The sequence below is a fragment of the Pseudomonas schmalbachii genome, assembly GCF_017589465.1.
GTDB classification, from domain to species: domain Bacteria; phylum Pseudomonadota; class Gammaproteobacteria; order Pseudomonadales; family Pseudomonadaceae; genus Pseudomonas; species Pseudomonas schmalbachii.
This window is the reverse complement of record NZ_JAELYA010000006.1, coordinates 361,054-381,969: the sequence shown is the minus strand read 5'-3', so window position 1 is coordinate 381,969 and position 20,916 is coordinate 361,054. Positions and strand designations below refer to the sequence as shown.

17 protein-coding genes are annotated in these 20,916 nt (G+C 67.2%); 4 read left to right on the top strand and 13 right to left on the bottom strand.

All coding sequences use genetic code 11. The features are described from left to right. Positions 1 to 287 precede the first annotated feature (287 nt). Positions 288 to 3,821 carry a P-loop NTPase fold protein gene (locus JFY56_RS17180; protein ID WP_208315171.1) on the top strand — a complete coding sequence of 1,178 codons (3,534 nt, stop codon included), beginning with the start codon at positions 288 to 290 and terminating at the stop codon, positions 3,819 to 3,821. 19 nt (positions 3,822 to 3,840) lie between these two features. On the opposite strand, the gene JFY56_RS17175 is transcribed toward JFY56_RS17180, so the two are convergent. The 3 genes from JFY56_RS17175 to JFY56_RS17165 all read right to left on the bottom strand — a co-directional run bounded on the left by JFY56_RS17175 (position 3,841) and on the right by JFY56_RS17165 (position 8,088). After that, on the bottom strand, positions 3,841 to 6,294 hold the full coding sequence (locus JFY56_RS17175) for a TonB-dependent siderophore receptor (RefSeq protein WP_208315170.1): 2,454 nt from the start codon (positions 6,292 to 6,294) through the stop codon (positions 3,841 to 3,843). 328 nt (positions 6,295 to 6,622) lie between these two features. After that, entirely contained in the window at positions 6,623 to 7,591 is a 969-nt protein-coding gene (locus tag JFY56_RS17170) for a FecR domain-containing protein (protein ID WP_208315169.1), read from the bottom strand. Continuing rightward, positions 7,588 to 8,088 (bottom strand): sigma-70 family RNA polymerase sigma factor, encoded by a 501-nt coding sequence (locus JFY56_RS17165; protein ID WP_208315168.1) that lies wholly within the window; start codon positions 8,086 to 8,088, stop codon positions 7,588 to 7,590. Before JFY56_RS17165 ends, JFY56_RS17170 begins: the two co-directional genes overlap by 4 nt. A 580-nt stretch (positions 8,089 to 8,668) precedes the next feature. Between JFY56_RS17165 and JFY56_RS17160 the strand changes: the two genes are divergently transcribed. Further along, on the top strand, positions 8,669 to 9,760 hold the full coding sequence (locus JFY56_RS17160; RefSeq protein ID WP_208315167.1) for a 3-deoxy-7-phosphoheptulonate synthase: 1,092 nt from the start codon (positions 8,669 to 8,671) through the stop codon (positions 9,758 to 9,760). A 116-nt stretch (positions 9,761 to 9,876) separates the two neighbouring features. Here the strand turns inward: JFY56_RS17160 and JFY56_RS17155 are convergent, their stop codons facing one another. The 4 genes from JFY56_RS17155 to JFY56_RS17140 form a co-directional block, all read right to left on the bottom strand. After that, complete coding sequence (locus JFY56_RS17155; protein WP_208315166.1) at positions 9,877 to 10,827, bottom strand: putative 2-dehydropantoate 2-reductase; 951 nt, start codon at positions 10,825 to 10,827, stop codon at positions 9,877 to 9,879. A 30-nt stretch (positions 10,828 to 10,857) separates the two neighbouring features. Then, positions 10,858 to 11,601: a class II aldolase/adducin family protein gene (locus JFY56_RS17150; RefSeq protein ID WP_236032773.1), complete on the bottom strand. Its 744-nt coding sequence runs from the start codon at positions 11,599 to 11,601 to the stop codon at positions 10,858 to 10,860. A gap of 346 nt (positions 11,602 to 11,947) precedes the next feature. Next, positions 11,948 to 13,003 (bottom strand): TauD/TfdA family dioxygenase, encoded by a 1,056-nt coding sequence (locus JFY56_RS17145; RefSeq protein WP_208315164.1) that lies wholly within the window; start codon positions 13,001 to 13,003, stop codon positions 11,948 to 11,950. A gap of 49 nt (positions 13,004 to 13,052) precedes the next feature. Then, positions 13,053 to 13,832, bottom strand: coding sequence for a class II aldolase/adducin family protein (locus JFY56_RS17140; protein ID WP_208315163.1), 780 nt, complete (start codon positions 13,830 to 13,832; stop codon positions 13,053 to 13,055). Positions 13,833 to 13,974: 142 nt separating this feature from the next. Here JFY56_RS17140 and JFY56_RS17135 point away from each other — a divergent pair, with 142 nt between their 5' ends. After that, positions 13,975 to 14,988, top strand: a complete 1,014-nt coding sequence (locus tag JFY56_RS17135; protein ID WP_208315162.1) for an AraC family transcriptional regulator — start codon at positions 13,975 to 13,977, stop codon at positions 14,986 to 14,988. 106 nt (positions 14,989 to 15,094) lie between these two features. Beyond that, the gene (locus JFY56_RS17130; protein ID WP_208315161.1) at positions 15,095 to 15,511 is read left to right on the top strand and encodes an arsenate reductase ArsC; all 417 of its coding nucleotides are present in this window, start codon (positions 15,095 to 15,097) and stop codon (positions 15,509 to 15,511) included. Between the two features lie 128 nt (positions 15,512 to 15,639). Here the strand turns inward: JFY56_RS17130 and JFY56_RS17125 are convergent, their stop codons facing one another. The 6 genes from JFY56_RS17125 to JFY56_RS17100 form a co-directional block, all read right to left on the bottom strand. Next, positions 15,640 to 16,590: a LysR substrate-binding domain-containing protein gene (locus JFY56_RS17125; RefSeq protein ID WP_208315160.1), complete on the bottom strand. Its 951-nt coding sequence runs from the start codon at positions 16,588 to 16,590 to the stop codon at positions 15,640 to 15,642. 255 nt (positions 16,591 to 16,845) lie between these two features. Continuing rightward, complete coding sequence (locus JFY56_RS17120; RefSeq protein ID WP_208315159.1) at positions 16,846 to 17,697, bottom strand: fumarylacetoacetate hydrolase family protein; 852 nt, start codon at positions 17,695 to 17,697, stop codon at positions 16,846 to 16,848. A 3-nt stretch (positions 17,698 to 17,700) separates the two neighbouring features. After that, positions 17,701 to 18,111: a RidA family protein gene (locus JFY56_RS17115; protein ID WP_208315158.1), complete on the bottom strand. Its 411-nt coding sequence runs from the start codon at positions 18,109 to 18,111 to the stop codon at positions 17,701 to 17,703. A gap of 14 nt (positions 18,112 to 18,125) precedes the next feature. Further along, positions 18,126 to 19,655, bottom strand: coding sequence for an aldehyde dehydrogenase family protein (locus tag JFY56_RS17110; RefSeq protein ID WP_208315157.1), 1,530 nt, complete (start codon positions 19,653 to 19,655; stop codon positions 18,126 to 18,128). Between the two features lie 40 nt (positions 19,656 to 19,695). Continuing rightward, positions 19,696 to 20,127, bottom strand: coding sequence for a cupin domain-containing protein (locus JFY56_RS17105; RefSeq protein WP_208315156.1), 432 nt, complete (start codon positions 20,125 to 20,127; stop codon positions 19,696 to 19,698). Between the two features lie 4 nt (positions 20,128 to 20,131). Continuing rightward, the gene (locus JFY56_RS17100) at positions 20,132 to 20,893 is read right to left on the bottom strand and encodes an RraA family protein (protein ID WP_208315155.1); all 762 of its coding nucleotides are present in this window, start codon (positions 20,891 to 20,893) and stop codon (positions 20,132 to 20,134) included. Between the last annotated feature and the right edge of the window lie 23 nt (positions 20,894 to 20,916).

Here is a 20,916-nt window from a genome sequence, read left to right as displayed (position 1 = left end):
TGCGGGCGGCCTGGATCGCCGCTTGCTCCGGCATCCATGCCGCGCACTGGCCGGAGTTCCGGTCAGAGTTGCGTACGGGATGAAACGGGACATCACTCCTTGCACAGGCTACGTACCCGAAGGGGGGCGATGGCCCACCCCATCCGGGTAGGCAAATGTGACAAGGTGTGACGGAGGGTGGGGTGGCCAGTTGCGATCCAGAAGCGCCGGATGAGCCGATAGCCTGCTTTGACCGGCCCGTGCGGGGCGTCTAGCGTCAGGGAGAGAGGCGCTGCGAGGGATCTGGAATGCAGGCGGCGACGAAGCAGGCAAGCGCTGGCCGACGCCTTCCGGGGCGGGTGATCGCCCTGGTTGCGGCACCGCTTTGGCTGGCCGCCGTCAGCCTCGCCGGCTTTACACAGCAGCCCTGGCCCGACCCGTTCAACCCGCCGGTCGCGCTCAGCCTCGACTGGTGGCGCTATCCGCTGGAACGGCGCCCGGCGCTGCGCCTGCCGGTGATCGGCGGGGTGCTCAACGGTCTGCATGCGGATGCGGCCGGGCGGAATATCTGGGCGGTCGGCAGCGACGGGCTGATCCTGCATTCGGCGGATGGCGGCGCGCACTGGGCGCAGCAGAGGCTTCCCACGCCCACACAGACGCCGCAGGCTCCCCGTCAGCAGCAGCAGCAGCAGCAGCAGCAGCAGCAGCAGCAGCAGCAGCAGCAGCAGCAGCAGCAGCAACAGCAACAGCAACAGCAACAGCAACAGCAACAGCAACAGCAACAGCAACAGCAACAGCCATATGAGCCGCCACCGTCGCCGGAACCACGGGGCAAGGAGCCGGCCAAGGCTGCCATGTGGCTGCCGATTTCCACAGCCTGGGCGGACATGCGCCCGGAAAGGCCGGAGCAGGCCGGACAGAAGGGAAGCGAGGTCGCGCCACCGAATCCGCCGCAACAACTGCAGATACAGCCGGACACCCCGCCGAATGCGCCGGCGCAGCTCCGGCAGCCGGAGATGCCGCCGGTTCAGTCACGCGGGCCGACTCTGCAGTCGGTGTTCTTTCTGGCGGACAACCTGCGCGGCTGGGCGGTGGGTAGCGCGGGCAGTTTCTTCTCGACGACCGATGGCGGTGCTACGTGGAACGCGGGGATGCCGGAGCGTACCGTCGAGTTCGGCGAAGCCTTCTACCAGCGCTACGGCCGGGAAGACTGGCTGGCGATTGGCTACAGCGAAGTGGGCGATGGCTGGCTGGTCAGTCGCGCGGGGCTGGTGATGCGCTGGGACAGGACTGCAGGATGGCAGGAGTTCCTGACGGTCCATTTCGCGCTGGCGGATGCGGCGCTCGACCCCGAAACCGGCACCCTGGCCTTTCTCTCCACTGATGGCCGGCTGGACATCGCGCGTATGGGCGGCTCCAAGGGGATCGCCGAGAATGTCCAATTGCCCGACGCCGAGCACATCGCCCTGAACGGCGGCGGTGTGATCCTGATGACTCGCAGCGGCGACCTCTACGGCTACAGCGCCGGCGACTCGTCGTTGCGCGACATGTCCAACCTGCATAGCGCGGACTTCCGACTGCCGATCCGCGCCCTGCAGGAACGCGCCGGCGCGCTGTTCCTGATCGCCGACAGGACCTCCGTCGGCCGCCAGGACCTGAACGCCACGAGCGACCGGCTGCAGGGCTTCCGCTGGCTGACCCAGCCGCCGCAGGGCAAGCTCCATGACGTCCTCGTCGGCGCCGATGGCAACGGCACGGCCAGCGGCTTCGCCGACCAGCGCTACCTGACCCGCGACGGCGGCCGCAGCTGGGCGCCGGCCGGCCCCGGCTACGCGCGCTATCCGGCACCCTGGGTGTGGCTGGCCTGGCTGCTCGGCTTCGTTTCCCTCGGCGCTGCCGCCATGCGCCCGCCGCCGACGCCGGAGACGCGGATCGACGAAACCATCGCCGACGCCTTCGCTTCCGACCGGCCGCTCGCCGCGATCACCGAGGACCGCCTGGACTTCGCCCCGCGCGCCTGGGGCCTGTCCGCCTTCCTGCGCAACGAGCGCACCGAGGCGCCGCTGACCATCGCCATCACCGGCGACTGGGGCAGCGGCAAGAGTTCGCTGATGGGCCTGCTGAAGGAAGACCTGGGGCGCTTCGGCGTGCGCTGCGTGTGGTTCAACGCCTGGCACCACCAGAAGGAGGAAGCGCTGCTCGCCGCGATGCTCAGCGCCATCCGCGACCAGGCGATTCCCGGCTGGCTGCACTACGAGGGCATCATCTATCGCCTGCGCCTGCTGTGGATTCGCGGCCGGCGCTACTGGCTGCTGTCGCTGGTGGTGGCCTTCGCCGTCGGGCTGCTGTTGACCTATCCGATCAGCGCCCTGAACAGCTGGTTCGCCCTGATCGGCGACCTCGGCCGTCTGCTGATCGGCGATGCGAAGAGCGCGCCGGCGGAGGGCGATCTGCTCTCCCACCTGCGCACCGTCGGGTTGACCGCCGGAGTGCTGGCGCCGCTGGTGACCGCGCTGCTGCGCCTGCGCGCTTTCGGTGTCGATCCCGGGGCGCTGGTGGCGTCGCTGTCGAACCGCGCGTCGGTGCGTGACCTCGGCGTGCAGGCCAGTTTCCGCCAGCGCTTCGCCGTCGAGTTCGGCGAGGTCACCAAGGCGTTGGAGCCGCGCAACATGCTGGTGCTGATCGACGACCTCGATCGCTGCCGCCCGGAAGCGGTACTGGAGGTGATGGAGGCGGTGAACTTCCTGGTCTCGTCGGGGCGGGTGTTCGTCGTGCTCGGCATGGCCCGCGAGCGGGTGGAGGCGTGCGTTGGCCTGGCTTTCGAGAAAGTCGCCCAGGAACTGGTCGACAGTGCGACCGTCGGCGGCCACGAGACCGATGCCGAGCGGGCCCGCCAGGTGCGTCGCGAATACGCGCGGCAGTATCTGGAGAAACTGATCAACATCGAGGTGCCGATGCCGCAGCTCGATCCGCAGGCGAGCGCCAAACTGCAGGATGAGGCGCCACCGGCCAGGGAGTTCGAGTGGCCGACCTGGCTGCGCAACCTGTGCCACCTGTGGCCGCTGGCGCTGCTGATCGCCGTGGGCTTCTTCGGCGCGCTGCTGGGCGGCTGGCTGCCGACGCCTGAAACCGGCGAAGCGCCCGCCGTGGTCGTCCAGGCGCCTGTCGCTCCGGGCGGCACTGCCGGCTCCACGACACCGCAGGCGCCGAGCGCGGAGGAAGCGGTGGCCGCCTACTTCGCCAATGCCTCGGAACAACTGGAAACCCGCGTGATGCCCTACAGCCTGCCGCTCGCCGCGCTGACCCTGGTCCTGCTGCTGGTCGCGCTGCTGCGCCGGCCGGACCCGGTGGTGAAGGACTCGCCGGCCTTCCGCCAGGCGCTGGCGATCTGGAACCCGGTGGTCGCGGCGGCTCTGCGCACGCCGCGGGCGGTCAAGCGCTACCAGAACTGGGTGCGCTACCTGGCGATGATGCAGCGCGCCACGCAGCGCACGCCGACGCTGCTGGAGACGCTGCGGAAAAGTCTGCTGCGCATGCTGGGACGGGGTGGCGAGGACGCTGGCGCGGGCAGCGACGGGGACAACTCGCCGGAGCTGGTCGCCCTCGGCGCGCTGGAGCGGGTGTTGCCGGGCGGGATCGGCGAGGGTGAACTGAAGGGGCAGGCCGAGCGGGTCGCCAGGGCGGAACTGCAATCCGCCCTGCGCACCGCGCTGGAGGCCCATGCCGCGCACTTCGACATGGGCCGCGCGCAGGCTTTCCTGCCGCGCTTCCGCCAGCTGGCGCGCGGCGTGCGCATGGAGCCGCCGCGAGAGGAGCCGCCAAGTGGCGGCTCTCCAGCCTGATCAGAACTGCCCCTTCTAGTCAGAACTGATAGTTCACCGTCGCGGTGACATTGCGCTTCTCGCCGAAGTAGCAGAAGTCCAGGCTGTAGCAGGAGGCGACGTAGTCCTCGTCCAGCAGGTTGTTGGCGTTGAGGCTGACGTCCACACCCTTCAGCCCGACCTTGCCAAGGTCATAGCCGATGCGCGCGTCGAGCAGCGTATAGTCCGGCACGCGCAGGGTGTTTTCCTTGTCCGCCCAGGTCTCGCCGACGTAGCGCGCGCCGCCGCCGATGCTCAGGCCGTCCAGTGGGCCGGTGTTGAAGGCGTAGTCGGCCCAGACCGATGCCATGTGCTTGGGCGCCTGGTTCGGCGTGTGGCCCTGGTTGCCGTCCAGCGACTTGCTGTAGGTGATGTCGGTGTAGGTGTAGCTGCCGAGCAGCTTGAGGTTGTCGGTCGCCTGGATGTGCGCCTCCAGCTCCACGCCCTTGGAGGTCACTTCGCCGACCGAGGTGAAGAAGTTGTCCTGCGGCTCCTTCGACGCGACGTTCTCCTGGGTGATGTGGAACAGCGAGACGGTGTACAGGCTGCGGCCGTCCTCCGGCTGGAACTTGATGCCGGTTTCCCACTGCTTGCCCTCGGTCGGCTCCAGCGGCTGGCCGTTGGCGTCGGAGAAGGCGTTCGGGTTGAACGACTCGGAGTAGCTGATGTACGGCGCCACGCCGTTGTCGAACAGGTACAGCGCGCCGAGGCGGCCGGTGAACTTCTCCCAGTCGTCGTCGCTCTTGCCGCCGGTGCTGCGGTTCTTGTCCTCGACGCTCACCCAGTCCTGGCGCAGGCCGAGGGAGAAGCGCCACTGGTCGAGGTCGATCAGGTCCTGCATGTACAGGCCGGTCTGCTCCAGGCGGCGGGTGTGGTTGTCGTCCGGGAAGAAGGTGACGGCGTCGTTGCCGTACACCGGGTTGAACGCATCGATCGGCGCCAGCATGCCGGAGGTCCAGTCCACCGTGGCGCGGCGGCGCTGGTAATCGAGGCCGGTGAGCAGGGTGTGGCGCGCCGCGCCGGTGTCGAATTCGGCCTGGACCATGTTGTCGATGATGTACGCCTCCAGGTGCTCGCTGGCGCCGGAGAAGTAGCGATTCAGGTTGTTGTTGGTCGGATCGGTCGGATCGACCCACTGGTAGCCGTAGGCCTGCGACAGGTCGACATCGGATTCGAGGTAGCGGAAGTTCTGCCGCGCCGACCAGACGTCGTCGATGCGGTGCTCCAGCTGGTAGCCGAACATGCGCTGGGTGCGGTCGAAGTCGTCGAGGCTCGGCTCGCCGTCGAAGAACTCGCGGGAGATGTGCTGGCCGTTGTGCTGGAACAGCGTGCCGTCGGCCGGCACGCCGCTGTGGTAGCCGCCGTTCGGATCGTGCTGCAGGTAGCTTTGCAGGGTCAGCGTGGTGTCGTCGGAGAAGTCGATGGCCAGGCTCGGGGCGATGGCGTAGCGCTCTTCCTTGGTGTGGTCGACCTGGGTGTCGGCGCCCTTGCCGAGGCCGATCAGGCGGTAGGCGATGCGCTTCTCCTCATCCAGCGGGCCGCTGAAGTCGAAGCCCAGTTCCTTCTGGCTCATGTTGCCGACGGTCGCGGTGACCTGGTGGAAGTCCTCGTACAGCGGCTTCTTGCTGGTCAGCGCGACCAGCCCGCCCGGCAGGCTGCGGCCATAGAGCACCGAGGACGGGCCCTTGAGCACGTCGATGCGTTCGAGGAAGAACGGGTCGACCTGCATCGAGCTGAAGGTGCCGCTGTCGCCCATGGTCTTCAGGCCGTCGAGGTAGATGTTGTCCACGCTGTTGTCGGCGAAGCCGCGCATCACCACGTAGTCGTAGCGGTTCGAGGCGCCGACCTGGCCGGTGAAGATGCCGGGGGTGTAGCGCATGGCCTGCTGCACGGTCTTCGAGCCCTGGTCGTCGATCTGCTCGCGGGTGATCACCGAGACGCTCTGCGAGGTTTCCAGCAGCGACTTGCTGGTCTTGGTGGCGATCTGGCTGTGGGTGGCCAGGTAGCCGTCGGTGCTGCCCAGCGCATTGCCGAGGGCGAACACCTCGCTGGCCGGCATCGCCAGCACATCCTTCGGCGCCGCCGCGCGCAGCACGTAGTTGCCGTCGCCCTGGCTCTCCGCCTCCAGCGGCGTGTCGGCGAGCAGGCGCGACAGACCCTGGTCGACGCTGTAGGTGCCGTTCAGGCCGTCTGAATTCAGACCGCGAGTCTGCTCCGGGGTGGCCGAGAGGGTGATGCCGGCTTCGCGGGCGAAGCTGTTCAGCACATCGCCCAGCGGCCCGGCGGGGATGGCATAGGCGCGGCTGGCGGTGATGCTGGAGGCATCCGCGGCCACAGCGGCCAGCGGCAGGGCGCTGCCGAGGGCGGCACAGAACAGGGCGCCACGTACCGCGCCGGCGAGGCGGCTGGTGCGGGGCAGGGCGGGGAGGTCGGTGTTGGCGTGGACTGCGGTCATGAAGTGTTCCGTGGGCGAAGGAGGATTCGAGTGGCTTTTCCTCCTTGCCGGGCGACGCGGGAAAACCCGACAAAAATAATTCGCATTTAGCTCGTGGGATTGTGTCTTGCGTAGGGCGGGTGCAACCCGCCAAAACATGGAAACGAGGAACCGGCTTTTGTAGGGTGGATCACGCTCCATCGATCCACCATGGCCGCGCATGCGGCCCCGGCATGGTGGATGGAAGAGCGCCATCCACCCTACGTGGAAACGCCGCCTTCGGCGCTCCGCGTCGATGCTTTTGGCTCGGACGCAGAGCATCCATGTATGGGTTCCGTAGGTTGGTGAATCAGGTGCGGGCTTCCACCGTGATCCACCAGTCGGTGCGGCGCTGCACGCGGACCGGCAGGGTTTGCGGGAGGAGGTCGATCAGCTTGTTGGTGTCGTCCAGGCGGAATACGCCGGACAGGCGCAGGTCGGCGATTTCCGCCGCGCAGCCGAGGTGTCCGTGGCGGTAGCGGGCGACTTCGGCGAGGAAGTCGGCCAGGCGCATGTCGCGGGTGACGATCAGGCCCTCGGCCCAGGCGCCGCTGTCCATGTTCGGTCGCTGCGCCAGGCGCGCGCCGTGGGCGTCGACCTCGTAGCTCTGTCCGGCCTCGGCGACCGCGACGCTGTGGCCGAGGCCGCTCGGCGCGATGGCCACCGCACCCTGGCTGACACTGAGGCGAGTGGAGCTGTCGTCCTGGCGCACCACGAAGCGCGTGCCAAGCGCCTCGAACAGCCCGTCGCGGCTGCGCACACGCAATGGCCGATGGGCATCGCGGGCGGTGCTGACGAGGATCTCGCCGCGCTCCAGCAGGAGCAGGCGCTGGCGCTCGTCGAAACGCAGGTTCACCGCGCTGTCGGTATTCAGTTGCAGCTCGCTGCCGTCAGCCAGCATGACGCGGCGGCGCTCGCCGACGCGGGTGCCATGGTCGGCCGTCAGCCGCTGCCAGGGCGCGATGTCGCGGCTCAGCCACAGCGCCGAACCACCGACCAGCACGGTCGAGAGCAGCTTCAGCGCCTGCCGGCGGCGCAGGCGCTGGCTGGCGTTTTCCAGGGTGTCCAGCGCCACGCGGGCGGTGGGCACGGCGTGGAAGCCGGTCTGCAGTTCCTGGTTCAGGCCGTTCACCCGCTGCCAGGCCAGTTCGTGATCGCGATGGGCCGCGCGCCAGTGCTCGCAGGCGGCGTGCAGCTCGACATCGGAATTGCCCTGCAGGCGCAACATCCACTGGATGGCCTGCTTGACCACCCGCGCTTCCAGTGTCGCGGCGTTCATTCGGCGTAGCGCAACTGGTAGCAGTGGTACAGCGCGTCGGCCACGTAGCGCTCCACCGAACGTATCGAGACGCCGAGGTGTTCGGCGACCTGCGCGTGAGGCATGCCCTCGCACTGGGCGAGGAGGAAGGCGGTGCGCACCTTCGGCTTCAGGCCGTCGAGCATGCGCGCGATGCTTTCCAGCAGCTCAAGCAGCATCTCGCGGGTTTCCGCCGATGGGGTTTCCGCTTCCGGCAGATGGGCGATGGATTCCAGGTAGGCGCGTTCCAGTTCTTCACGGCGCCAGTGGTCGATCACCAGGCCGCGCGCAACGGTGCGCAGGAAGGCGCGCGGAGTACGCAGCTCCAGCAGGTCGGAGCGCAGCAGCACGCGCAGGAAGGTGTCCTGCGCCAGGTCGGCGGCATCGGCGGCGTTGCCCAGCTTGCTGCGCAGCCAGCTGTGCAGCCAGCCATGGTGCTCGCGATAGAGCGCCTGGACGGAAAGGGAATGGGATGACATGGGGCGCCGCAGGAATCGATTTCAAATGATAATTTATCTCATTTTCAACAGGCGCCCGGCCTTTTGCAAGCCCGCCCGCTGGACGCCTTTTCAGCCCCGATAGAAATCATCGATTGAAATGGCCGATAGCTATGCAGTAAGTTCCTATTCCAGTTCACTGAGAAAAAACGAAATGTCGCACAGCCTTCCCTGCCAACTGCTCGCCTGCACCGGTGCCATCCGCACCGCGGCTGCTCGCGTCCAGCCGCTGGCCGCTGCTGCCGGTTATTTCTTTTATGGGTATTGGTTTAGCCACAGGCGCGCCTGATACCCCACAGGCGCCCTAGCAAGCAGGGTCGCCAACCAGACAGATTTCAGAACCCCGGTCGGCAACCCGACCGGGGTTTTTGTTTTTCCGGCCCGCAAGGCCACACGCAATCAACCGAGGATCGAAACATGACCGCCTATACCACTTACGCCTATTACCGCAGCTACGCCTGGCGATTTAGCACCGTTGCCGCCACCGCCCCGAGTCGATCGAAACGAATACCCAGATAGCGCGCCGCGCGGTAATGACCGCGTGGGCCAAGGATGCCCCCAGATGAATTCTTCCGTTTCCGCCCTGATCCGCCCCGCGCAGACCGCTGAACTGCTCGATCTGCCGCTGCCGTCCTCCCGTCGCCGCGAACTGCCGCTGCCGACGCCCGCCGAACTCCGCCAGCGCCTGCCATTGAGCGCCGCCCTGGCTGCCCGTGTGCAGCACCAGCGCCAGGCCATCCGCGCCGTCCTCGATGGCCGCGACCCGCGCCTGCTGGTAGTGGTCGGCCCCTGTTCCCTGCACGATCCCGAATCCGCCCTCGACTACGCCCGCCACCTCGCCGAACTGGCGCCGCAGGTGGACGACCAGTTGCTGCTGGTGATGCGCGCCTATGTGGAAAAGCCGCGCACCACGGTCGGCTGGAAGGGCCTGGTCTACGATCCGCAGCTCGACGGCAGCGGCGACATGGCCGCCGGCCTCGCCCTGTCGCGCCGGCTGATGCTGGATGTGCTCGGTCTCGGCCTGCCGGTCGCCACCGAGCTGCTGCAACCGCTGGTGGCCGGCTACCTCGACGACCTGCTCGGCTGGGCAGCGATCGGCGCGCGCACCAGCGAATCGCAGGTGCACCGCGAGATGGTCAGCGGACTCGACCTGCCGGTTGGCTTCAAGAACGGCACCGACGGCAGCGTCGGCATCGCCAGTGACGCCATGCGCTCGGCGGCGCACCCGCACCAGCATTTCGGCATCGACCCGCTGGGCCGCCCGGCGCTGGTGCAGACCCAGGGCAATCCGGATACCCACCTGGTCCTGCGCGGCGGCCATTCCGGCCCGAACCATGATGCGGAAAGCGTACGCATCGCCCGCGAAAGCCTGCAGCGCCAGGGCATCGCCGCGCGGATCATGGTCGACTGCAGCCACGCCAACAGCGGCAAGGACCCGCTGCGCCAGCCGGCGGTACTGGAAAGCGTGATCGACCAGCGCCTGGCCGGCGACGATTCGCTGCGTGGAGTGATGCTGGAGAGCCACCTGTTCGACGGCTGCCAGCCGCTGTCCGGCGAACTGCGCTACGGCGTGTCGATCACCGATGGCTGCCTGGGGTGGAGCGGCGCCGAGGTGGCGTTGTTGGCGGCGGCGGAGCGGTTGCGAGGACAGTAGGTGTCGGGCCGGGCATAGCCAGTGGGCACTATCCGCTATGGGGAGTGCCCGCCGCCTTCACCCGGTCCCGCGCATGATCGAATTGCGCGGAGGGCTGATCCGGAATGTCGCCAGGACTACTGCCGATTACGCGCGTCGAGGAAGCTCAGCATCTGGTAGAGCATTTCGATCTTCGGCATGGCGAATCCGACCCTGGCCACTTCGGCCAGCGGCGCGGCATAGATCGCCTCCAGTTCCAGCGGCCGTTTGGCGGCGAAGTCGAGGTACATGCTCGGGTGGTAGTCGGCCTTCACGTCGGTGGCGGCCCAGGCCTGTTCCAGGCTGGCGGCGGATAGCGGATGCCCGCACGCCGCCGCGCCGGCCGCCACTTCCTCCATCAGTTCGCGCACCAGCGCGCGGGTCTGCGGGTGGCTCATCATCGCCAGCGAGCCGCTTTGCACCACGACGGAAAGACCGTTCAGCGGGATGTTCAGCAGCAGCTTCTGCCAGCGGGCATGGGCGATGTCGGCCATCGGCTTGGCATCGATGCCGCTGGCGGCGAACAGCGCCGCGCCTTCGTCGAGCACCGTTTGCGCTTCGGCCGCGGTCGTCGCGCCGGAGTGGTAGCCAAGGGTCAGGCGGGCGCCGGCGACATGCTCGACCACGCCGTTGCCGCGACGGTGTGCGGAGACGAAGCAGAGCCCGCCGAGCAGGTGCAGGTCGTCGCGCAGCAGCGGACGCATGGCGTCCTCCACCGACAGGCCGTTCTGCAGCAGGACGACTTTCGCGCCGGGTGCCGCGACCTGGTTGATCACCGGCGCCAGGGCCGGGTTGCCGGTGGTCTTCGCCGCCACCAGCAGCCAGTCGCAGGGCGGCATGTCCGCCGCGTCGGCGTAGGCGTGCAGGGGCTGCGGGCGGTAGTCGCCGAACTGTTTGCTCTGCAGTTGCAGGCCGTGTTCCCGGACCGTCGCGAAGTCGCTGCGGAACAGGAAGTGCACCGGCGCGCCGGCACGCGCCAGCAGCATGCCGAAGAAACCGCCGATGGCGCCGGCACCGATGATGCCGACACGGGTGTTTGCAAGGCTCACGTCATTCTCCTTCTGTCGTGCGGGGCCGCTTCAGCTGTCGTATCCGGGCATCTCGCGGTTGAGCTTGCGCAGCAGCGCCGGCCAGGCCTGCGGTGCGTAGTAGCGGAACATGCTGTTCAGCCCCATTTTTTCAGTATGCAGGCGTGCTTCTTCGGAGGGCCGGCACAGCGGGCGTCCCGTGCTCAGCGCGCGGATCTGCGCGGCGCAGGCGCGTTCGAGCATGTGCATGCGGACGAAGGCTTCGGCCACCGTGGCGCCGACGGTCAGGGTGCCGTGGTTGCGCAGGATCATCACGTGCCGCTCGCCCAGGTCGCGCTGCAGGCGCTCGCGTTCTTCCAGGTTCAGCGCCGGGCCTTCGAAGTCGTGGTAGGCGACGTCGCCGGTGAGGAACATCGACGACTGGAACAGCGGCAGCAGGCCTTCCTCCAGCGCCGACACGGCCATGCCGTCGAGGCTGTGCAGGTGCAGCACGCAGTTGGCGTCGTGGCGCACCTGGTGCACCGCGCTGTGGATGGTGAAGCCGGCCTTGTTCGCCTGGTAGCTCGACTCGCTCAGCTGGTTGCCGTCGAGGTCGATCTTCAACAGGCTGGAGGCGGTGATCTCGTCGAATGCCAGGCCGAACGGGTTGATCAGGAACTGATCCTCGAACCCGGGCACGCGCATGGATACGTGGTTGGCGATCAGGTCGCTCCAGCCGAACAGTTCGATCAGGCGGTAGCAGGCGGCCAGGTCGACACGCGCCTGCCATTCCAGGGCACTCAGGTCTTCAGTCATTGCATGGCACCTCGGCGTCGTTGTTCTTGTAGTCATTCCGTGCCGGCGCAGCGGATCGCCTGCTGCGCGGGCAAACCATAGCCGTATCAGGCTAGGCCGGTTCGCCGCCGCGGGGGACTCCCCGTCTTGGGTAGTGGGCCGTTCTCCAGCTCCCCGAGCGGCTGGAGGGTGGCGAAGGTGGACAAGCTTCGCGTTGTCCACCCTACGAAGGGGCGGACAGCGTAGGTTGGCGCTGAACGCAGTGAAGCCCAACATCGGGTGGGGCCGACTCCAACTCAGTTGGGCTTCGCAAGCTCAGCCCAACCTACCCGGCAAGCCCAACGATGATGACGCTGGGCTTCGCGTATCAGTCGAGCAGCGCGACCTGCACATCCCTCGGTCCTTCGTAGGGATTGCGGCCATGCCAGACCTGCAGGTTGTCGAGGATCATCACGTCGCCGTTGCGCCATGGCCAGTAGTGGGTGTGCCTGTCGATGACTGCCTCGAACGCGTCGACTTCCTGCCCGCTCAGTTCCTCGCCATTGCCGAGGAAGGTCCCGCTCGGGTGCTTCTGGGTCTTGCGGATCGCTTCGTAGAGTTCGGTGTTTTCGCCTTCCGGGCGCTTGTCGGGGCGGTAGATATGCACGAGTGCGCGATAGAGCGTTCGGCCGGTCTGCGGGTGGATGACGAACGGCTCGGTGCGGTTGAATACCGTCAGCGTGCCGTTGTCGTTCCACAGCGGTTCGAGGCCCCGCTCGGCACACAGGGTTTCCACCTGCTGCGGGTCATCGGTGCCGAAGGCGACGTTCCAGCCGATCGACTCCATGATCTCCACCGACCCCTCCATCCCATCGCTTTTCGCGCCGTAGTTGCGGGTGGTGCGGATGCCCAGCCTTGCGATCTTGTCCACCAGTTCCGCCGGCAGTTCGTCCACCAGCGTGCGCATGTCGCCGATGAGCGTCTCGCCGCCCACGGGAGCGGCCTGGCGGCAGAAGAAGGCGATGCGCTTGGGATAGTCGCGCATATAGGCCATTTCCGAATGCAGCGTGAGCCGCACCGGCGCCGCCAGCCGGGTCGCCTCCATGACCCGTCCGCTGATCGTGGAGCGTGGTGCGACGCCGCCGGCATAACCGCTGGAGAATGCCGGGAACAGTTCGGCCAGGTTGCCGAAGTCGGCGGTTTCCTCGATGGGGAAGCCGCGCAGGACGATGCCGCCGTGCTCGACGATCAACTGGTCGAGAACCGGCCGGATGCGCGCACTCCAGGCCCGGAAGGCGGCGCGATCGCGCAGCGCATCGTTGCATGGCTCGATGAACAGCGGCGGTCTGCCGGCCTGCAGGGTATGGCAGCGCACATCGCTGCCCAGTTCTGCCACGGAGACGGGGCAGTCCTGGTCGAGAGGGTTCTTCGCTATCGAGTTCATTTCTCACTCCTGATTGTTCTTGTTGGCGGGGAAACTCGGAGGGATGGCGTCAGTCGCGGAAGGACGGGTCGTTGCGCTCCAGCTCGCGCATGACCGCGGCCCATTCCCTGACGCCCTTGTTCGGGATGCTGGCGAACAGGGTGCGGCTGACCTCCAGCGCCTCGGCGCTGGGCATGGTCAGTTCGCCGGCGGCCATGGCGTCGACCTGGATGCGGCAGGCCGATTCCAGCCAGTAGATGTTGAAGAAGGCTTCCGCGACCGTCTGGCCGCAGACCATCAGGCCGTGGTTGCGCATGATCAGCGCGTCGTGATCGCCGAGGTCTTCCACCAGCTTCGCCTGTTGCGCGAGGTCGACCACCGGACCGCTGAAGTCGTGGTAGCCGATGCGGCCGTGGAACATGTGCGAGTGCTGGGAAACCGGCAGCAGTCCGCAGGCCATCGCGGAAACCGCCGAGCCGGCGCGCGAGTGGGTGTGGATGACGCAATGCGCGTCGGGGCGGGCGGCGTGGACGGCGGTGTGGATCACGTAGGCCGCGGGGTTGATGGCGTAGCCGTCGTCGGGCTTGTAGAGCTGTTCGCCGTTCAGGTGGATCTTGTACAGGCTGGAGGCGGTGATCTCCTTGTACAGCATGCCGAACGGGTTGAGCAGGATGTGCTCGGGCTCGCCGGGCACGCGCAGGGTGATGTGGTTGTAGATCAGGTCGGTCATGCCATAGGCGTGCAGGGCCCGGTACAGCGCCGCCAACTGGACCCGGGCCTCGCGCTCGGCCGGCGAGATCGCGTCCGGGGCGGCTGTCGTGACTTCAACTTGATGGATCATTTCGTTCATGGGCTTCCTGTCTCCGCTCGAAGTTGCCAGGGCAGAGTAGGGAACCCGCGGGGCATCAACCATGGCCAAAAACTGCAAAATGGCTGAGAGTATTTGCCACGCCGCTTCCCCGATTCCCCGATAACAACAACGCATGAGGAACATGGAAGAGTTCAGTCTTTCCGTTCAATTCGCCCAGGCTCTCCTGGAGCCCCTGCACGAGCGGGGCATCGCTACGGAGGAGGTGCTGGAGCGCGCCGGCATTGCCGCGCAACTGCTGCGCGAGCCGTCCGCCCGCATCCCGGCGACCGCCTACCGCGAGCTGGCGGTGCGCGTCGTGGCGCTGCTCGGCGACGAGTTCTACGGCCAGGATTCGCGACGGATGAAGATCGGCAGCGCCAGGATGCTGTGCGCGACCTCGGTGCATTGCCGGACCCTCGGGCAGGCCCTGGCGCATATGACGCAGTTCTTCAACCTGCTGCTGGAGGATTTCTCCTGCGAGCTGGCCTGCGACGGCGAGATTTGCCGCCTGCTCATCCACGAGACGCCGGGGCCGCGCACGCCGCGCCTGCTCGCCCACGAGTACCTGCTGTTCACTCTCTACGGACTCGCCTGCTGGCTGGTGGGACGGCGCATTCCGTTGCTCGCGGTGGACTTCTCCTTTGCCGACTCGCCGCGCGGCGCCGACTACCGCGCTTTGCTGGAGGCGCCGTTGCGCTTCGCGCAGCCCGTGACGTCGCTGGAATTCGAGCATGCCTGCATGCAGCTCCCGGTCATCCGCGACAGCGTGGCAGCCGATGACTACACGCGGGACATCGGTGGCCATGTCATCCGCAAGTACCGCGACTCCAACGGCCTGGCGGCACACATCCGCCGCACCCTGCGCGCGTTGCCCTATGCCGGATGGCCGGATTTCGCCAGCGTCGCGCAAGGCCTGCACATGACCCAGTCCACCCTGCGCCGCCGGCTGGACGAAGAGGGGCAATCGTTCCGCCTGATCAAGGACCAGCTGCGCCGGGACATGGCGCTCGAATACCTGGATCACTCGTCGAGAAGCGTGAGCGAGATCGCCGAGGAACTGGGCTTCGCCGAACCGAGCGCGCTCTACCGGGCCTTCCGCAAGTGGACGGGCGTTTCCCTGGCGGACCATCGCCGCAGGTCGCAGGCGAGTTGCTGATCCCGGGCCGCGCGCTACATGAAGTTTTCGTTACCGCACAAGGCAACGCGGCCGGCCGGGGTTAGTCTTGGGTCCATCCCACCCAGCGGTTAGAAAGGTGCCTGCCATGGCGGAGAAGTCGCGAGTCCTGTTCGTATGCGTCGCCAATGACGTGCGTTCACAACTGGCCGAAGCGCTGCTGCGGCATACCGACAGCGAGCATTTCGAGGCGCACAGCGCCGGCGTGCGGCCGACCCAGATCGATCCGCGCGCCATCGATGCGCTGGAGCATGCCGGGGTGTCCGCCGAGGGCCTGCGCTGCAAGTCCATCGACGAATTCGCCGGCGAGCATTTCGACTACCTGATCGACCTGTGCGACCGGTCGGGCGACGAGGAACTGCAGTTGCCGCACTCGCAGGAAGTCATCGTCTGGAGCTTCGCCGACCCCGCCACCAGCCAGGCGCCGGATGCCTTCCGCCATGCGCTGCAGGAGATCCATGACCGGGTCAAGCTGTTCGTCATGGTGAAGGTGCGGAGCCATTGATGTGCCGGGGGCGTTGGGCTTCGCGGAGCTCAGCCCAACCTACGGAGGCCCGACCCAGTTGCGTAGGGCGGGTGAAACCCGCCAAATCGGCCCGACACGGGTGGCGGGTTGCATCCGCCCTACGAGCGTCAGTGCCCCGCCTTCGTCCTCATCGCATCCCGCGTCTCGCGGAACAGGGTGCGTACCAGTTGCTGGGCCTTGGACAGGCCGCGGTCGGTCATCCAGATCAGGCCGATCTCGATGTCCACGTTGCCGAGGTCCAGCGGCAGGATCGACAGCAGGCCGAGCTTCTCGAAGTGGCGGGCGACGGCCTGGGAGAGGAAGCCGGTGGAGTCGGTTTCCTGCAGCACGCCGACGTTGGTCAGGGTGGAGATGGATTCCACGCTGCGCCGCGAGATGCGCACGTTGCGCTGCAGCAGGGCGTCGGCGATGGCGTGGTGGGTGTGGGCGGCCTGGGTCGGCAGGACCATCGGGTAGTCGTTGAGCATTTCCCACTGCAGCGGGCTGGCCTTGGTCAGCGGATGGTCGTGGCGGGCCACCACCACGATGGGGTCGCGGTACAGCAGTTCGCTCTCGAACTCGGCGCCGAGCGCACGTTGCGGCAGGTTGCCGACCATCAGGTCGATGTCGCCGGCGCGCAGCATGCGCAGGAGGATGTCGGTGTGCGATTCCGTCACCGAGGCGCTGACCTCGTTGGACTTCTCCTCCAGCATGGCGATGAACTTCGGCACCAGCAGCACGGCGGCGGCCGGCAGCACGCCGAGGGACACGCGGGTGACGCGGCCTTCGGTGATATCCAGCAGTTCGTCGCGGGCGGCGACCATCTGCTCCAGCACGCGGCGCGCGTGGCGGATCAGGCAGATGCCGTGCTCGGTGGGCTCCAGGCCGCGCGGGGTGCGGTCGAACAGCGGCACCTCGACGCCTTCCTCGATGGTCGCCAGGGTCTTGGAAATCGCCGGCTGGCTGACGTTGAGATAGCTCGCCACCTTGCCCACGTTGCGCAGGTCGTCCAGGGCCACCAGCAGCTCCAGGTGACGCAGCTTGAGGTTGGCGCGGATATACCAGTCGATTCGGGACATCTCGTTCTCCCAGCGATGTGGCGCTTGCCGCCTCCGGTGGACTGTCAGGGTGAGCTTACCGGAATGTGGGCCGGGGGCTGACAGGGAAAGTCCCGCGGATTGTGCCCGCGGGATACCGCAACGGTTCGGACGCATGGCCCGGAAAAAAGTGTCCGGCCGCAGCGATGGAATCACTACGGCCGGGAGTGCGCGCGTGGACGCGAACACGGTTGGGACGCAGCGCCGCGGGTGGCGGCGCCATCCCCGAAGCCTGGATCAGGCTTCCTTGACGACGCGGTTGCGCAGGATGCCGATGCCGCTGACTTCGATCTCGACGATATCGCCATCCTTCATGAACACCGGCGGCTCGCGGCGGAAGCCGACGCCGCCCGGGGTGCCGGTGAGGATCACGTCGCCGGCTTCCAGGGTCAGGTAGGTGGAGATGTACTCGATCAGTTTTGCGATCGGGAACAGCATCAGGTCGGTGGTGGTGTGCTGCATCTGCTCGCCGTTGAGGCGGGTGGTCAGGCTCAGCACGCTGTCGGCCGGCAGCTCGTCGGCAGTCACCATCCACGGGCCGAAGGCGCCGGTGGCCGGGAAGTTCTTGCCAGCGGTCCACTGGGTGCCGTGGGCCTGCCAGTCGCGGATCGAGCCGTCGTTGTAGCAGGCCAGGCCCGCCACGTGCTCAAGGGCGTTCGCCTGGGCGATGCGGCGGCCGCCCTTGCCGATGATCACGGCGATCTCGCCTTCGTAGTCGAAGGCATCCGACTCGCGCGGGCAGACCAGCGGACGCTCGTGGCCGCACTGCGACTCGGCGAAGCGCACGAACATGGTCGGCTCGGTGGTCACCGCGCGCTTCACTTCCTCGCGGTGCGCGGCGTAGTTCAGGCCGACGCAGATGATCTTGCCCGGGTTCGGGATCACCGGCAGGTTGACCACGTCGCCGAGGCGGAAGTCCGCCTCGACGGAACCTGCCAGCCCTTCGAACTGCTTCAGCGCACCGCTGCGGATGGCCGTCTTCAGGTCCGCGCAGCTGTCGCCCAGGCGCGAGCCCAGGTCGTAGATGCACTCGCCCTCGACGATGCCGAAGCTCGCCCGGTGGCTGGTGACGTAGGACATCAGCTTCATGGATCAGGCCGCCTTTTCGCCGCTGCAGCCGACGTAACCGATGGCTTCGATTTCCAGCAGGATTTCCGGCTTGGCCAGCGAGCTGACTTCGACCAGGGTGCAGGTCGGGAAGTCACCGCTGAAGAACTTTTCGCGGGCTTTCCAGACCTGGGTGTTGTTCTTGATGTTGGTGACGAAGATGGTCATTTTCACGATGTCGTTCATCACGCCGCCGGCGGCGCTGACCATGTCCTTGATCTTCTGGAACACCACCTTGGCCTGCTCGTACTCGTTCTCGCCAAGGACGGTTTCACGGTCGGCGCCACGGGCGGTCATGCCCGAGACGAAGACGAAGCCGCCGACGGTCATGGCGTTGGACCAGAGTTTGTCGGCCGGCTCGTTGACCGACGGGGAATAGACGCGTTGCTTCAGCATGTTGGTGTCCTCGATCAAAGTACGATTTGCTTGTCCCAGGGAGTGGTGCCGCTCCAGTTGATGCACACGCTCTGGCGGCGCATGAACATCTTCCAGGCGTCGGAGCCGGCCGTGCGGCCACCACCGGTTTCCTTCTCGCCGCCGAACGAGGCGCCGACGTCGGCGCCGGTGGTGCCCATGTTCACCTTGGCGATGCCGCAGTCGTTGCCGTCGGCGGAGAGGAACAGTTCGATGTTGTACAGGCTGGTGCTCTGGATGCCGGCGGCGAGGCCCTGGGCCACGCCGTTGTTGATGGCGATGGCTTCCTCGATGGTCTCGTAGGTCAGCAGGTACACCACCGGCGCGAAGGTCTCGCGCTGGATGCACGGCCAGTCCGGCTGGCAGCCGCTGATGAAGGTCGGCTCGACGTAGTAGCCGTCGCGGTCCATGCGCTTGCCGCCGAATTCCACCTTGCCACCCAGGGCGACCGCGTCGGCGATGGCCGCGTGGTAGTGGTCGATGGCGGCCTTGTCGATCAGCGGGCCGGCGATGACGCCCGGCTCGGTGAAGTGGCCGATGCGGATCTGCGCGTAGGTCTTCTTCAGCAGTTCGATCAGCTCGGCCTCGATGGACTTGTGCACGATGGCGCGGCGCGCGCTGGTGCAGCGCTGGCCGGTGGTGCCGGCGCCGGAGTTGGCGATGGCGCGGGCGGCCTGCTTCAGGTCGGCGGTTTCGTCGACGATGATCGCGCTGTTGCCCGAGCACTCCAGCTGGTAGCGGCGGCCGAGGGTCGAGCTGACGATGCTGGCGACCTTGTGGCCGACGCCGGTGGAACCGGTGAAGGAAATCAGGTTGACGCGGGTGTCGGCGACCAGTTTCTCGGCGATGCGGTCGTCACCCGGGATGAACAGGGCGAACACGCCGTCGGCGCCGAATTCCTGCATGGCCTGTACGGCCAGGCGCTGGCAGGCGATGGCGGTCAGCGGCACCTTGGGGCTCGGTTTCCAGATCACGGTGTTGCCGCAGATCGCCGAGAGGAAGGCGTTCTGCGCCCACACGGCGGCCGGGAAGTTGTAGGCGGAGATCACGCCCACCACGCCCAGCGGCAGCCACTGCTCGTACATGCGGTGCCTGTCGCGCTGCGACTGCTGGGTGCCGCCGGACAGCTGGCGCGACAGGCCGGTGGCCAGGTACGCCATGTCGATCGCTTCCTTCAGCTCGAAGCGGCACTCCGGCAGGGTCTTGCCGGTGTCCAGGGCGATCACGCCGGCCAGTTGCTCGATGTTCTCTTCCATCAGCTGGCCGATGCGGTGCACCAGCTCGCCACGGCGCGGGGCCGGGACCATGCGCCAGGATTTCTGCGTTTCCACCGCCTTGGCGATGATCGCGTCGTAGTCCTCGGCGGTGGCGCCGGCGACTTTCGCAACGACCCTGGCGTCGGCCGGGCAGATGGCGTCGAAGGCTTCGCGGCCTTCGGTCGGCAGCCAGCCCTGGCCGGCCACGTAGCCGCCGCTGGCGACTTCGCCGATGGCGAAGTGGTTGAGCACGCTTTGCGAATCAAACATCTTGTTCTCCAGAATTCTTTTCTCGGTCCGCACGGGGACTTCAGTCTTTCTTGGCGAGGAAGCCGCCGATGGATTCGTCGGTGTGGAAGACCGGCTTCTCGTCGTAATGGGGGCCGTCGTAGATCTCGATCAGCACGCTGCGCTCGTGGGCGATGGTCGGCCCGTGCGGGTTGCCTTTCGGGTTCATGTAGAAGGTGCCGGGCTTCAGGCGCATGCCGACGTCGGTGTACTCGTAGTCGCCTTCCAGGCAGTACATGAACTGGTTCGAGGCATGCACGTGCTTGACCGGAATGCGCCCGCCCTTGTCGTATTCGAGGATGGCGATGGAGGCGCCGGTTTCCTCGTTCTTCCACAGGAAGTACTGGCGGAAGCCGTAGTCTGGGAAGTCGATCCACTTGGCCGGGTCGAGGTCCTCGCGGTGGACCAGCAGTTCCAGGCTCTTGAAGTCGATGGGGGTGGTAATGCCTTTCATGGATTCACTCCTGGATGGCCGGGCGGCCGGCGGCGACCCATTGCTGGTATTCGGCGTAGCTTTCCGGGGTGGCCGGGAACAGTCCGAGGATCGAGCGGCCACGGGCGATGTGCAGCGCGGCGAAGGCCTCGTACTCGACGGCATCGAGGGCTTCCACGGCGATCTCGTCGGCCAGGTGGTGCGGGATGCAGACCACGCCCTCGCCGTCACCGACGATCACGTCGCCCGGGTAGACCGGCACGCCGGCGCAGCCCACCGGGCCGTTCAGCTCGATCGGGTGCAGGGCGATGGGCGTGGCGGGCGGGGCGGCCTGGCGCTGGAAGCAGGGCAGGCCGACTTCGCGGATCGCCGGGGCGTCGCGGTAGCCGCCGTCGGTGATGACGCCGGCGGCGCCACGGAATTTCAGGCGCGCGGCCATCATGTCGCCCATCGCCGCGGCGCGGGTGCTGTTGCCGGTGTCGATGACCAGCACGGCGCCTTCCGGGCACTGCTCGATGGCGACGCGGTGCAGGTTATCGTTGCGCGCGTAGTTGGCCATGCTGTCCAGGTCTTCGCGGGCCGGCATGAAGCGCAGGGTGTAGGCCGGGCCGACGAGCTGGCCCTGGTCCGCCGACAGCGGCGCGATGCCGAGCAGGTAGACATTGCGGAAGCCGCGCTTGAACAGGGCGTTGGCGACGTTGGCGGTGCCGACGCGCATCAGGCGCTCGCGGGTTTCCGGGGCGAGCGGGGCCGTTGCCTCCGGCGGAGACACTCTTGTCTGGCTCATGGTTACTCCAGGCGGACGCCGCG

Bases quoted from the DNA above. Each gene is read 5' to 3' on its own strand.
- JFY56_RS17130 (WP_208315161.1), top strand. From the start codon at position 15,095: ATGGCGGAGAAGTCGCGAGTCCTGTTCGTATGCGTCGCCAATGACGTG.
- JFY56_RS17140 (WP_208315163.1), bottom strand. From the start codon at position 13,832: ATGAACGAAATGATCCATCAAGTTGAAGTCACGACAGCCGCCCCGGAC.
- JFY56_RS17120 (WP_208315159.1), bottom strand. From the start codon at position 17,697: ATGAAGCTGATGTCCTACGTCACCAGCCACCGGGCGAGCTTCGGCATC.
- JFY56_RS17170 (WP_208315169.1), bottom strand. From the start codon at position 7,591: ATGAACGCCGCGACACTGGAAGCGCGGGTGGTCAAGCAGGCCATCCAG.
- JFY56_RS17165 (WP_208315168.1), bottom strand. From the start codon at position 8,088: ATGTCATCCCATTCCCTTTCCGTCCAGGCGCTCTATCGCGAGCACCAT.
- JFY56_RS17100 (WP_208315155.1), bottom strand. From the start codon at position 20,893: ATGAGCCAGACAAGAGTGTCTCCGCCGGAGGCAACGGCCCCGCTCGCC.
- JFY56_RS17135 (WP_208315162.1), top strand. From the start codon at position 13,975: ATGGAAGAGTTCAGTCTTTCCGTTCAATTCGCCCAGGCTCTCCTGGAG.
- JFY56_RS17180 (WP_208315171.1), top strand. From the start codon at position 288: ATGCAGGCGGCGACGAAGCAGGCAAGCGCTGGCCGACGCCTTCCGGGG.
- JFY56_RS17125 (WP_208315160.1), bottom strand. From the start codon at position 16,590: ATGTCCCGAATCGACTGGTATATCCGCGCCAACCTCAAGCTGCGTCAC.
- JFY56_RS17105 (WP_208315156.1), bottom strand. From the start codon at position 20,127: ATGAAAGGCATTACCACCCCCATCGACTTCAAGAGCCTGGAACTGCTG.
- JFY56_RS17110 (WP_208315157.1), bottom strand. From the start codon at position 19,655: ATGTTTGATTCGCAAAGCGTGCTCAACCACTTCGCCATCGGCGAAGTC.
- JFY56_RS17175 (WP_208315170.1), bottom strand. From the start codon at position 6,294: ATGACCGCAGTCCACGCCAACACCGACCTCCCCGCCCTGCCCCGCACC.
- JFY56_RS17115 (WP_208315158.1), bottom strand. From the start codon at position 18,111: ATGCTGAAGCAACGCGTCTATTCCCCGTCGGTCAACGAGCCGGCCGAC.
- JFY56_RS17145 (WP_208315164.1), bottom strand. From the start codon at position 13,003: ATGAACTCGATAGCGAAGAACCCTCTCGACCAGGACTGCCCCGTCTCC.
- JFY56_RS17150 (WP_236032773.1), bottom strand. From the start codon at position 11,601: ATGACTGAAGACCTGAGTGCCCTGGAATGGCAGGCGCGTGTCGACCTG.
- JFY56_RS17160 (WP_208315167.1), top strand. From the start codon at position 8,669: ATGAATTCTTCCGTTTCCGCCCTGATCCGCCCCGCGCAGACCGCTGAA.